This window comes from Anaerostipes sp. 992a, assembly GCF_001940245.1.
Lineage (GTDB): Bacteria > Bacillota > Clostridia > Lachnospirales > Lachnospiraceae > Fimousia.
Genome location: NZ_MJIG01000004.1, coordinates 1,341,666 through 1,354,638, shown reverse-complemented (window position 1 = coordinate 1,354,638; position 12,973 = coordinate 1,341,666). Strand labels below are relative to the sequence as shown.

At 37.9% G+C, this 12,973-nt stretch carries 10 protein-coding genes and 1 pseudogene; 9 read left to right on the top strand and 2 right to left on the bottom strand.

Annotated features, from left to right (window positions below):
• From BHF69_RS10790 to BHF69_RS10780, 3 genes are all read left to right on the top strand, one after another.
• A complete protein-coding gene (locus tag BHF69_RS10790) occupies positions 1–1,107 on the top strand; it encodes an iron-containing alcohol dehydrogenase family protein (protein WP_075671414.1) in 1,107 nt (368 codons plus the stop codon).
• Positions 1,108–1,171: 64 nt separating this feature from the next.
• Positions 1,172–2,017, top strand: coding sequence for a purine-nucleoside phosphorylase (locus BHF69_RS10785; protein WP_075671412.1), 846 nt, complete (start codon positions 1,172–1,174; stop codon positions 2,015–2,017).
• Positions 2,018–2,050: 33 nt separating this feature from the next.
• Complete coding sequence (locus BHF69_RS10780) at positions 2,051–3,424, top strand: [FeFe] hydrogenase, group A (protein ID WP_075671410.1); 1,374 nt, start codon at positions 2,051–2,053, stop codon at positions 3,422–3,424.
• 135 nt (positions 3,425–3,559) lie between these two features.
• Here the strand turns inward: BHF69_RS10780 and BHF69_RS10775 are convergent, their stop codons facing one another.
• The gene (locus BHF69_RS10775) at positions 3,560–4,801 is read right to left on the bottom strand and encodes a cation:proton antiporter (RefSeq protein WP_075671850.1); all 1,242 of its coding nucleotides are present in this window, start codon (positions 4,799–4,801) and stop codon (positions 3,560–3,562) included.
• Positions 4,802–4,846: 45 nt separating this feature from the next.
• The gene (locus BHF69_RS10770) at positions 4,847–5,467 is read right to left on the bottom strand and encodes a TetR/AcrR family transcriptional regulator (RefSeq protein ID WP_075671408.1); all 621 of its coding nucleotides are present in this window, start codon (positions 5,465–5,467) and stop codon (positions 4,847–4,849) included.
• 257 nt (positions 5,468–5,724) lie between these two features.
• Here BHF69_RS10770 and BHF69_RS10765 point away from each other — a divergent pair, with 257 nt between their 5' ends.
• From BHF69_RS10765 to BHF69_RS10740, 6 genes and pseudogenes are all read left to right on the top strand, one after another.
• Entirely contained in the window at positions 5,725–6,141 is a 417-nt protein-coding gene (locus tag BHF69_RS10765; protein ID WP_075671406.1) for an Hsp20/alpha crystallin family protein, read from the top strand.
• Between the two features lie 74 nt (positions 6,142–6,215).
• A complete protein-coding gene (locus BHF69_RS10760) occupies positions 6,216–6,671 on the top strand; it encodes an Hsp20/alpha crystallin family protein (protein ID WP_075671848.1) in 456 nt (151 codons plus the stop codon).
• 330 nt (positions 6,672–7,001) lie between these two features.
• Entirely contained in the window at positions 7,002–7,820 is an 819-nt protein-coding gene (locus BHF69_RS10755) for a glycerophosphodiester phosphodiesterase family protein (protein ID WP_075671404.1), read from the top strand.
• 136 nt (positions 7,821–7,956) lie between these two features.
• Positions 7,957–8,380, top strand: a pseudogene (locus BHF69_RS10750) (IS607 family transposase).
• Positions 8,355–9,533: an RNA-guided endonuclease InsQ/TnpB family protein gene (locus tag BHF69_RS10745; protein WP_075671402.1), complete on the top strand. Its 1,179-nt coding sequence runs from the start codon at positions 8,355–8,357 to the stop codon at positions 9,531–9,533. Before BHF69_RS10750 ends, BHF69_RS10745 begins: the two are co-directional and overlap by 26 nt.
• 191 nt (positions 9,534–9,724) lie before the next feature.
• Positions 9,725–12,973, top strand: coding sequence for a tetratricopeptide repeat protein (locus BHF69_RS10740; RefSeq protein WP_075671400.1), 3,249 nt, complete (start codon positions 9,725–9,727; stop codon positions 12,971–12,973).

Here is a 12,973-nt window from a genome sequence, read left to right as displayed (position 1 = left end):
ATGAGACTTAATAATTATGAAATGAATTTACCGAGTTATTCCATTGGCGAAAAAGTATACGAACACATCCCTGCAATTTGTGAACCATATGGGAAAAAGGTTCTGATCATTGGAGGAGAACAGGCACGGAAAGCGGCAGAAGAGAAAATAAGAGAAGCCATCAGTAGCAGCTCATTGACGATCATAGGATCGATACTCTATGGAAAAGACTGTACCTATCAGGCGGTGGAAGAGCTTCGAAAGCAGAAGTTGTATCAGGAGGCAGACATGGTATTTGCAGTGGGAGGAGGAAAAGCCCTGGATACGTGCAAATGTCTATGTATCGAGGAGGAAAAGCCGATTTTTACGTTTCCGACCATTGCATCCAATTGTGCAGCGTGTACTTCTGTTTCCATTATGTATCATGAGGATGGTACGTTCCTAAAACCTCATTTCTTTCTCCATCCACCAAAGCATGCATTTATCAATACAGAGGTGATGGCACATGCACCAGAGCGGTATCTGTGGGCAGGAATCGGGGATACCTATGCCAAATATTATGAAGCAAAGATTTCATCCAGAGGGGAACAGTTAGAGCATTTTACGGCACTTGGAGTGGCGGTCAGTCAGATGTGTTTAGATCCATTGCTTCAATATGGTAAAGAGGCATATGAAGATAATAAAAAAGGGATTTGTTCCTATGAGCTGGAGCAGGTAGTTTTGGCCATTGTAGTGACTACTGCCATTGCATCCATTCTTTTAACAAGAGATTTTACACCAGATTATAATAGTGGTCTTGCTCATGCAGTGTTTTATGCATTGACGGCTTATCCGGTCATTGAAGAAAAGCATCTCCATGGGGAAGTGGTAGGATTTGGAGTGTTGATCGCACTGTTGTATGATGGACAAATGGAAGAGTTTGAAAAGATTTATCAGCTCAATCGTAAGCTTGGACTGCCAGTTAGCCTTCAGGATATTGATATCACGCCGGAGAAATTTATACCGGTGATGGAGCAGATTCCGCATATGTCCGATGTGCGCCACTATCCATATCCGATTACGGAAGAGAATATGAATGAAGTTATGGAATATCTGGAAAATCGTTCTATGCAGCAGGATTCACATTGACGGAGAAGAAGTCTTGGCATATGATGAAGATAATCAATAGGATGGAAAGGGAGTGTTGGTTATCATGAGCAATACAATAAAATCAGAAGGATACAAAAAGCTTTTGGACTGTAAGGAGCAGATTCGTGAAAAGACTGCATTTATTCCAAAAGCGGCCATTGTGCTTGGTTCCGGCCTGGGAGGCTATGCGGAGCAGATGAAAGTAGAAGCAGAGGTGGCTTATTCAGAAATCGAAGGATTTCCAGTGTCGACCGTTGCCGGTCATGATGGAAGATTCCTATTTGGTTATATTGAGGGATTTCCAGTTGTTATGATGAAGGGAAGAGTCCATTATTATGAGGGATACGATATTTCAGATGTGGTGCTCCCGATTCGATTAATGGGAATGTTAGGAGCAAAGATTCTTATTCTGACCAATGCAGCGGGAGGCGTGAATTTAGACTTTCAGCCAGGTGATCTGATGATGATCGAAGATCATATCTCGATCGCAGTCCCAAATCCATTACGGGGAAAGAACATGGAAGAGTTAGGTGTGCGTTTTCCTGATATGAGCCAGGTATATGACAGAAGCTTGTGCCATATTATTGAGAAAATAGCGTCAGAACAACAGATAGATCTGAAAAAAGGTGTTTATATACAGTGCTCTGGTCCAAGCTATGAGACACCGGCTGAAATTCGCATGTTTCGCAAGTTGGGTATCGATGCGGTAGGCATGAGTACCGTGTGTGAAGCCATAGCAGCCAACCATATGGGAATGCGGGTGTGCGGAATTTCCTGTATCACCAATATGGCAGCAGGAATCTTAGATCAGCCATTGAATCATAAGGAAGTTCAGGAAGCAGCAGACCGGGTGAAGGATCAGTTTGAACAGCTGGTGACTGGAGTGATCGGTAAGATAAAAGAAATATAAATAAAATATGTAAGAAGGGAAAGGTGAATCAATATGAAACATATGTCAATGGATATTCGAGTACCGATTGAACAGGATAATCCAAGTATTTTTCGTGAGGAATCAAAATGTATTAAATGTGGAATGTGCAAGGGTGTGTGTACAGATCCAATAGGAGTGCATGGGACCTATACATTGGAACAGACCAAGAATCAGGCAATCTGCATTCATTGTGGACAGTGTGCGAATGTTTGTCCGGTGGATAGTATTACAGAAAAATATGAATATCAAAATGTGAAGGCATCTATTCAAAATCCAAATAAAGTTGTGATCGTTAGCACATCTCCATCTGTTCGTGCGGCATTGGGGGAGGAATTTGGAATGTCAGATGGCAGTTTTGTTCAGAATCAGATGGTAGCACTGCTGAGAAAATTAGGATTTGATTATGTGTTAGATACTAATTTTGCGGCAGATCTTACAATTGTAGAAGAAGCCAGCGAGTTGATTGAGCGGATTACAAAGCAAACAGCGCCACTTCCACAATTTACAAGTTGTTGTCCGGCCTGGGTAAAATTTGTAGAGTTATATTATCCAGATCTGCTTCCTAATATTTCTTCTGCAAAGAGTCCGATTGGAATGCAGGGACCGACCATTAAGACATATTTTGCCAAGAAAATGGGAATTGATCCAAAGAAAATTGTCAATGTAGCATTGACTCCTTGTACGGCTAAGAAATTTGAAATCCGAAGAGAGGAAATGTGTGCATCAGCTCAATATCATGGAGAGAAAGAACTCCGTGATATGGATATGGTTATCACTACAAGAGAGCTGGCAAAATGGGCAAAAGAAGAACAGATTGATTTTACATCCTTAGAAAGTAGTGAATATGATGATTTTATGGGGGAAGCATCCGGAGCAGGAGTAATCTTTGGAAATACCGGAGGAGTGATGGAAGCGGCACTTCGAACGGCATATGAATATCTTACCAAAGAACCAGCACCGGAAGCTCTTCTCAATTATACGCCAGTACGTGGATATGAAGGAATACGGGAAGCAACGGTGAAAATTCTGGATAAGGACATTCATGTAGCAGTAATCTATGGTACAGAAAATGCAAGAAAATTTATTGATCAGATGGCTGCTTCAGGAAAGCAATATCATTTTGTAGAGGTTATGACATGTCCGGGTGGATGTATTGGTGGAGGCGGTCAGCCGAAAGACATTATGAAAGATAAGGATGCAGTTCGAAAAGCTCGCATGGAAAGTCTGTATAAAAAAGATCAGTCTATGAAACTGCGTCTAAGCCATAAAAATCCGGATATTGAAAAAGTATATAGTGAATTTTATGGAGAGCCATTAAGCGAATTAGCAGAGAAGATGTTACATACTTCTTATGAGAATAAGAGTGGGATATTTGGAGGCGAATAAATATAATATGGAATGAATCAGGAAAGCAAATAACAGGATTTAAATAGTAATTGAGCCAGTTCAAATGGGGTTTTGCCATTTAAACTGGCTTTTGCTGTTGGGCTGAGTCGGTGGTTGTGATTATAGAATAAAAAATTATGAAGTGGAAGAGGTAGTATTTCCTATTTGCTTCAGTTCTCCAGCCCATTCAAAGCCCTTTTTCGCCATTATGACAGCAATGATTTCATTTATCACGGCGGCAGCAGCAATCGTTCCCTGTATAATAGCAGCACATTTTGGAGATGGGCCCTTTAATACAGAGACAGCAATACCGGTAAAGACCAGTGAGACACCAGAATGAGGTAGTAAAGTAAGACCGAGAAATTTTTCTACAGTCTTTGGAGACTTGGTGATTACAGCACCCAAAAATGCACCGAAATATTTGCCAATCGCTCTGGAAATAATGTAGATGGCGGTAAACATTCCTGCACCGAAAATTAAATGATAGTCAAGTGGTGCACCTAGATTCAAAATTACAACGATCATAGAAAATCCTAGGATTGGATTAAACATCTTCATGAGGACACGCAGTTGTTCTTCATCTATAATATTAGAAAAAGCAGCGGAAAAAGCCATGCCGATTAACATAAAATTCATCATTGGTTTTGGCAGGACAAAATAATTAATAAAAAATCCCATGCCGGAGGATAACAAAATACCTGATATCAAAATGAGAAAAGATATATTGGTATAGCTTCTGGTATTTTTTAATAAAAAACCAGTTAGTATGCCAGTAAAAGCTCCTATTATCAATGGGAGGATGGCAATAAGAGGAATCATATAAGGTGGCATTTTTCCAGCAGAGAGTTTTCCAGCGATCAAGGCTATCGTTGTAAAAAATACAACACATCCAATGATATCATCCAAGGCTGCCATAGGAATTAACGTATTGGTGACAGGACCTTTTGTCTGAAATTCCCGTACGATAGAAAGTGCAGGAGCAGGAGCAGTAGCCAAGGCAATACCTCCAAAGATGAAGGCCAGATAGGTCGGAACATTCATCAGGGAAAATACGATTCCAAAAGTAAAAGAAACAAGAAGGAAGGTGCCAATGGACTGAGTGAGGGTAGTCAGAACAATTGCTTTTCCAGATTTTTTGATTTTGTTCCACACTAATTCCGTACCGATCATTAAGCCCACGGAACACTCGAGAATATGCACTATTATCTCATATAAAGTGGCATCCAAAAGCTGCTGATTCAGAAAAGATAAAGCATGAGGACCTAAAATCATACCAGCTATTAGCCATCCAAGAATAGATGGAAGCTTTAGCTTTGATACCAGTCTGCCGATTATGACAGCTATAAAAATGGATAAGAAAAATTCTATTACAAACATCATAACAATTCGTCTCCTTTATTGTTTTATAATTGATCGATAAAGTTATTTTTTATCAGTAATTCCATATAACATAATATCTAATACCGGAGCAATATTAAGCTCATGATTCTTAATAAATGAATGGAAATCTTCGTTTTCATAGGATTTACATTGAAAATAGCAATTAAACATTTCTTGAAAAATTATAAAATATTCAATTGCCATATCCAATGAAATTCCTTCACGCAATGTAGCTTTAGATAGCAGCTTTTCATAGCATTCTTTATAGAAACAGTCAAATTTTCTGCGAATTTCTTTGATTTCTTTTTGCAGATGTCTTGGAGGCTGCAATATGGTATTAAAAAAGATATTGGCATAATAGGGATATTCCTTAAAAAACTGTTGACGAGCTTGTAAGAGAATTTGGATACTGTCTTTCATAGTGGCTGCCTGATAGTCTAAATCCTTCAGATATTGGGTCAGCTCCTGAAAGCAGATCCTTACACAACATAAATATAAGTCATCTTTATTTCTAAAATTATGATAGATTAGTCCTTTGGAAATCTGATAATTCTGGCATATGGAATTTAAAGAAGCATTTTCGTAATTCTTAGTTCCAAATTCCATGATTGCAGCATGTAATATTTTCTGATAAGTCTGTTTTGTTTTTTCTTCTTTTTTCATGAATAACTCCTTATAATTATTGACCAGGTGGTCGGTAATAAAATAACATAAATTGACCACATGGTCAATAATTTTCATTTAAGTAAAAAATAATTTAAAAAAATTAGCACTCACCTCTTGACAGTGCTAATAATAAGTGTTATATTACAACTAGAACAAAGGAAGAGGGTAATCAAGATGGAATCCAGATACCGCTTCCCGATCCAAGTTTTAAAAATAATAGATATCATGATTGAATAGAAAAGGAGAGATGTTTTATGATGATGCCTAGTATTTTTGGAAAAGATTTATTTGATGACTTTTTTGAATTTCCATTTGGAAGTAATGGAACGAACCATTTGATGAAAACTGATATTGAAGATCAGCCAGAAGGATATACGATTACTATGGATATACCTGGTGTAAAGAAAGAAGACGTGAAGGCAGAGTTAAAGGATGGCTATTTAACTATTCAGGCAACTGCCAATACGAATAAAGATGAAAAAGACGAGAAAGGAAAATATGTCCGCAGAGAAAGATACTTTGGATCCAGCAGCAGAAGCTTTTATGTAGGAGAAGAAGTAGGTCAGGAGGACATTAAAGCCAAATTTGAAGATGGAACCTTAAAGCTGTTCGTACCTAAGAAAGAGGCAAAGAAGGTAGAAGAAAAACAATATATTACGATTGAAGGATAGTAGTGATCTCCCTTTTAATAAAAGGGATTTTTGGACAGAATAAGAAAGTAATAAGATTTTAAATAGGAGGAATGATTATGTTACCTAGCATTTTTGGAAAAGATTTATTTGATGACTTTTTTGGATATCCATTTTACACAGACAGAGACTGGAAGAAGGCAGAGAAACAGGCTTATACAAAGAGAAATGATTTGATGAAGACGGATGTAAGAGAGACAGAGGATGCTTATCAGCTGGAGATGGATTTGCCAGGATATAAGAAGGATGAGATCAAAGTAGCTCTTGAAAAAGGATATTTGACCATTCATGCAGTGAAAGAAGAGAAGAAAGAAGAAAAGGATGAAAAGACCGGAAAATATATCCGTCAGGAAAGATTTACCGGAGCCTGCCAGAGAAGCTTTTATGTAGGTGAGAATCTTACAGAAGCCGATATCAAAGGTGAATTTAAGGATGGTATCCTTACATTGACCATTCCAAAGAAGGAAGAAAAACCAAAAGAAGAAAAGCAATATATTACCATTGAAGGATAATCGCATCCATCGATATTTACCATAAAAAGCATGAGAAATGGGGCTGTCGGTTAATACCAGATTTTTAGCCTCTCCATCGTACAATAAGAATCTCCCATAGAATTCAGTGTTTTTCAGCAAGTGATATTCTATGGGAGATTCTTAATTTTTGAAAACATCTCCATGTACTTGCGTATTATCAAATTCAATTTTTATATATAAGAAACTCTGCTCTACGATTCAAAGAGAGATTCTTTCTCACAGTTGTAATTTTTTTCAAAAGGACATACAATGTTTCAAAGGACATCTGCCAAGGCGGACTTAAAAATAGAGTGATCGTAGGAGGAAATAATGTTAATGATATTTATAACCGTGGCTGTAGTATTGTGTTTGTATTTATTGGCTATAAAGCCGAATACCAGAAGAAGAGAGCAGATGGAGCCTTTTCGAAAGGTATATATCGCACATCGTGGGCTTTTTGATAATAAAGGGGAGGCACCGGAGAATTCCATGGCTGCATTTGGAAAAGCAGTAGAGCGGGGATATGGGATTGAACTGGATGTGCAGCTGACAAGAGATCATAAGCTGGTGGCTTTTCATGATGGGACCTTAAAAAGGATGTGTAAGGCGAAAGGAACGGTGGTAGACCATACGTTTGAAGAACTTAAGCAGTATTCCCTTGCCGTATCTGAAGAAAAGATCCCTCTGTTTCAGGATGTTTTGAATATGGTAGATGGACGGGTGCCATTGATTATTGAGATAAAGCCAGAGGGAGATTGTATTGAGACAGCACGGACACTGGCAGAAATGATGCAAGGCTATAAAGGAACATATTGCATAGAATCTTTTCATCCGCTGGTAGTTGCCTGGTATCGGTTTCATCAGCCAGAGGTGTTACGGGGACAGTTGGCAACGATTTGTTCTAAAGATGGAATAGAAAGAAATATAGTGGAAAGATTCATCTTGACCAATTTATTACTGAATTTTCTGGCAAAGCCGGATTTTATTGCTTATAATCATAAATATGCCAGCCAATTTTCTTATCGCTTATGTCGAAAGCTGTATTCTGTGGAAAATGTGGCCTGGACGATCAAAAATCAAAAGCAGTTAGATCGAGCAAAAGAGGTCTTTCAGGTATTTATTTTTGATAACTTTATACCAAAGCGATAGTAGAGGAGGAGCGCTGAATTCCTTTTTTGAGCAATAGAGGAGCGATTGTTAAGCAATTAAAAATATAGATAAATGTGTTTATATGTGATGCAATGTGTTTGTAAAGAAAGGAGAATTATTTATGGACACATCAAATATCACAAATTATAAACCAAAAGATTTTGCTGAATTACTTGGAGTGTCAGTAAAAACTCTTCAACATTGGGACAGAGATGGAATTCTCAAAGCAAATCGTACTCCAACTAACAGAAGATATTATACTTATGATCAATATTTACAATTCAAAGGGATCCAAACAGAGAATGATATAAGGGACACAGTAATATATGCAAGAGTTTCTACAAGAAATCAAAAAGATGATCTACAAAATCAAGTAGAGTTTTTAAAACAATTCTGTAATGCAAAAGGTATTATTGTAAATCAATGAAACTCTTTCACCGAATGAAGAATTAGTTCAAGATATTATATCAATCTTACATGTGTTCAGTTGTAGATTGTATGGATTTCGCAAGTATAAAAATCAGATAAAGGAGGATGAAGAAATTGCTAAAGAGTTATAAAACGGAAATAAATCCAACACAAGAGCAGATACGAAAGATAAATAAAACAATCGGTACTTGTAGATTTATTTATAATTTTTATCTTGCCCATAATAAAGAACTTTATAACAAAGGTGAAAAATTTATGACAGCAAAATCTTTTAGTGTATGGCTAAATAATGAATTTCTACTAAATAATCCAGAATATTTATGGATAAAAGATGTGAGTTCTAAGTCAGTTAAAAAATCCATGCAAAATGCGTATACTGCTTTTACCAGATTTTTTAAAAAGCAAAGTAGATTTCCCAGATTTAAAAAAAAGAATAAGTCAGATGTGAAAATGTATTTTGTGAAAAATAATCCAAAAGATTGTTTCTGTGAAAGACATCGAATTAATATCCCTACTCTTGGATGGGTAAGATTAAAAGAAAAGGGTTACATTCCAACAACAAAGCAAGGATATGTGATTAAAAGTGGTATAGTCTCCTGCAAGGCTGGAAGATATTATGTATCTGTTTTAATTGATATTCCAAATACAGAAAAACCAAAATTAAATAATTTTGGATTAGGAATTGATCTAGGCATCAAGGAATTTGCAGTTATCAGTAACGGTATTATAAAGAAAAATATAAATAAAACCGCAAAATTAAAAAAATTAGAGAAACAATTAAAAAGAGAACAGCGTTGTCTATCGAGAAAATACGAAGACTTTAAAAAACGCAACAATAAAATGAAAGGAGAAGCCACTAGACAAAATATTAGAAAACAGGTCTTAAAGGTACAGAAACTTCATCATAAAATAGACAATATTCGTACCGATTATATCAATAAATGTGTAAATGAGATAGTGAAAACCAAACCATCTTATATTACCATTGAAGATTTGAATGTAAAAGGAATGATGAAGAATAAGCATCTGTCTAAAGCAGTTGCTTCACAGAAATTCTATGAGTTTAGAACAAAACTTGAAGCAAAATGCAAAGAACTGGGAATTGAATTAAGAATTGTAGATAGATGGTATCCATCAAGTAAGTTATGTCATGAATGTGGTTGTATTAAGAGAGATTTAAAACTTTCTGATAGAGAATATATTTGTGAGTGTGGATATCATGCTGATAGAGATTATAATGCAAGCCTTAATTTAAGAGATGCAATATCCTACAAAATAGCATAAAACAAGCGTTTGTAGGCATGTACCGATGGCTTTAGTCGGGAATTTACGACTGTGGACTGTACAAGAACTTGTGAGTAGCGTATTACTTGTAATCGCAAAAGCATACAGGATGAAGCAGTAAGAAAAGTTTGTGAAAACTTTCAATATCTCGATATGGGTATATTTGTCCATATTTTGAGTGGCAGAATGTTATGTGGAATATATTAGGAATTACACCCACCAGCGATGAGGATGTCATAAAGACGGCATATCGAGGGAAGCTGGTGTCCGTAAATCCGGAAGAGGATCCGGAAGGATTTAAGAAATTAAGACAGGCTTATGAAGAAGCCGTAAGCTGGGCAAAAAAGGCCAAAAAGAAGAAAAATCCATTGGAGCAGTGGATGTATGAGATAGAACAGATTTATGAAAACTTTTATCGAAGAATCGATGCAGATGAGTGGGAAGAGATTTTTGAAAATGAAATCTGTACAGATCTGGATACTGCAGAGGAAGCCAGATTGGAGATCACCCGTTTTTTAATGGGACATTATTTTCTTCCACAGTTTGTATGGAAGAGAGTATGGGATGTTTTTGAATTTGAAGAAGAACGGGAAATGATCGCAGAGAAGATTTCCAATGACTTTATTACTTATATTCAATATCGCGGGGAAAATGAGGATTACTACGATTATCAACTGTATGAAGGTCCTGTGGATGGGGATTATGATGCTTACATGAAGAATATCAACATGCTAAAGACGTTGATGGATGATGAGAAGTATGAAGAGGCCAAGCCGCTGGTAGAGAAAGTAGAGGCTTCTGAAATTACGCATCCATATGCCAAGATGGAGGTCTTAAAGTACTATCTGGCGAAAGAAGATCCTCGTTGGGAGAAGCTTCTTTTGGAACTTCGGGAGGAACTTTATGAAGATCCATTTCTGACGGAATTAGAAGGAGAGCTGTTATGCAGACAGGGGAAATATGAGGAAGCCAAAGAAGTATTTGAGCAGGTACTTTCACAAGTAAAGGATCATCAAGGGGCAACCAGGAAGCTGGTGGAGATTCACCAGAAGCTGGGAGAATATGAGCAGGCGAAGAAGATCTGCCTGGATGTGCTGGAGGATAAGATTCCAGATGAGCGCATCTGTCTTGCCATGGTGGAGATCAATAAAGAATTGATTCGCCAATGGAAGGATCGGGAAGATAAGCAGATGGACGTGGCATGGTGCTATTATCAGAATCAGAAGTTTGACCAGTCTCTGAAGGTACTTCGGAAGCTAAAGCCAGAAGGCGAAATTGAATTTGACTATTATAATCTGATCGCAAGAGTTCTCTTAGAGACCGGGGATTATGAGGAAGGATTTAAGATGACCCAGATCTGGATTTCCAACATTGAGAAGCTGACAGGAAATGAAAAAGATTATGAGAGAAAAAGCAAACGGTATGGATATGCACATTTTATTGCTTCCATGCATTGTCTGGAACTGGATATGGAGGAACGCAGCCAGGAATATTTTATGCGGGCGTTGGAGCTGGATACGGAGCAGATTGATGTGATGATGTATCGAGAACGTCGCATGGAATCCTTTCTAAAAAGGAAGGAATACGAACGTTGTATCAAAGAGGCTAATATCGTACTGGAAATCAGTGAATTTTTCTATCCGGCTTATGTGTATCGGCAGGAGGCCAACTACCATTTATTCCGGGCACAACAGGTGATGGATGATTTTTACCGGGCCATTGAACTGGCTCCGGATCAGGGGAAACCTTATGTAATGGTAATTCGCATGCTTTTAAACTTCAATATGTTAAGCGAGGTTAAGAATATGATACAGATGGCGGAGAAGAATCGGGTTCAGGATCCAGAGTTTTTCTTCTACCGTTTGGAATATGATCGTCTGCAGGCAACAAGCGAGGAGGAATTGCTTTCCATTGCAAAAAAGATGCAGAAGCTGGTCCCAAAGCTTGCCAATAAGGAAGGTGCGATCTGTTATCGGATTGGAATCATCTATGATCGTCTGTCTGAGACAGAGAATGAAGAAGACTATGCCAATGAGGCATTACGATATGCAAAAAAAGCGGTTAAGGCCGATAAGGAAGTGCCACAGTATCAGTGGCTTTTGGCAGATATGTATCAGAAGTTTGGAGAATATGAAAAAGCCGTTCTGAGATATCAGACGGTATTGGTACTGGACGCGTCTCTTTCCGATGCATGGATTGATATGGGAAGTGCTTATGAAGCTATGGGAGAGGACGATAAGGCCATTGATGCAATGGAAAAGGGGGCCAGAGCACATGAACGGCATGAATACGTACATAATTCTTTAATGAATCTGTATATGCGAAGATTTGCCAGGGATAGAGAAAGACAGGACTTTGATCAGGCATTGGTTCATGCCAATGCGCAGCTTGAGGTAGTTGCCAATGCATATTTTTATCGGGAAAGAGCGTATTTATATATCGAAGATATGCAGCTTTCTAAGGCTTTTATGGATATTCGAAAGTCCTATGAGCTGGAACCGGAGGATTTGTATGCCATTAGCAGTATGGGATATATATATCGATTGATGGGAGATTATAAAAAGGCAATTGAATATTATTGCAAGGCGGAGAAAAAGGCTGTGACCCAGCAGCAGAAGTTCTCCCTGTACCGCTGGTGGGCACCGATTTATGAGAGAGATGGACAGTTTGATAAGGCCTTAGAATGTTATGCCAGATGTCTTAAGATTGATGGACAGGCAGTGGAAGTAGTGGAAGAGATAGCCTGGATTCATATGAGAATGAATGATTATGAAAATGCCGCTAAGTATTATGAGAAGGCTATGACCATGGAGGAAGGGGTGAAGGACCATCTGCTTACCGAAGCGGCAAAGGCGTATTATTATAATGGAAACCGTTTGAAAGCCAGAAAGCTGTTAAAGCAGGCGGAGCTTATGTTCTCTTATTCAGGAGATGTGTATTGTCAGATTGGCGAATTTTATCTGGAAGAGAAAGGGGATTTTAAGAAGGCTTATAAGTTTTATTATGAAGCCTGTGGTCTGTGCAAAGAGGAACCTTATGTAAGGCTGGTAGAGGTATTTTCCAAAATGGGAAAAGAACAGGATGCAAAGAAGATGTGTCGCTTAGCGGAGAAGAAGATTGCAGAATATTATGGTTCCATGGAGGATTTCTTCCGGAAAAAGGAATATCAAAAGTATGTTTACTATAATATTGCAATGATGTATTATTATAGTGGTGAAATAGATACTGCAAGGCAGTATTTGCTTCAACTGCAGGAAAGGCCGATGTGCTATTTCTGTTCTTATGGATTTTGTTATGAAGAGAAGTTTGCGGAGGCAGTGTTACTTGCCATGGAACATAAGGATCAGGAGGCATTAAAGCTTTGCCGGAGAATTCTGGCACAGGACCGGAATCTTGGGGAAGTGTGGCAATTCAAAAATAAACTAGAAGAGAGAAACTAA

Coding starts and splice junctions, on each gene's coding strand:
- BHF69_RS10740 (WP_075671400.1), top strand. CDS start 9,725: ATGTGGAATATATTAGGAATTACACCCACCAGCGATGAGGATGTCATA.
- BHF69_RS10770 (WP_075671408.1), bottom strand. CDS start 5,467: ATGAAAAAAGAAGAAAAAACAAAACAGACTTATCAGAAAATATTACAT.
- BHF69_RS10785 (WP_075671412.1), top strand. CDS start 1,172: ATGAGCAATACAATAAAATCAGAAGGATACAAAAAGCTTTTGGACTGT.
- BHF69_RS10790 (WP_075671414.1), top strand. CDS start 1: ATGAGACTTAATAATTATGAAATGAATTTACCGAGTTATTCCATTGGC.
- BHF69_RS10780 (WP_075671410.1), top strand. CDS start 2,051: ATGAAACATATGTCAATGGATATTCGAGTACCGATTGAACAGGATAAT.
- BHF69_RS10775 (WP_075671850.1), bottom strand. CDS start 4,801: ATGTTTGTAATAGAATTTTTCTTATCCATTTTTATAGCTGTCATAATC.
- BHF69_RS10745 (WP_075671402.1), top strand. CDS start 8,355: ATGAAGAAATTGCTAAAGAGTTATAAAACGGAAATAAATCCAACACAA.
- BHF69_RS10765 (WP_075671406.1), top strand. CDS start 5,725: ATGATGATGCCTAGTATTTTTGGAAAAGATTTATTTGATGACTTTTTT.
- BHF69_RS10755 (WP_075671404.1), top strand. CDS start 7,002: ATGTTAATGATATTTATAACCGTGGCTGTAGTATTGTGTTTGTATTTA.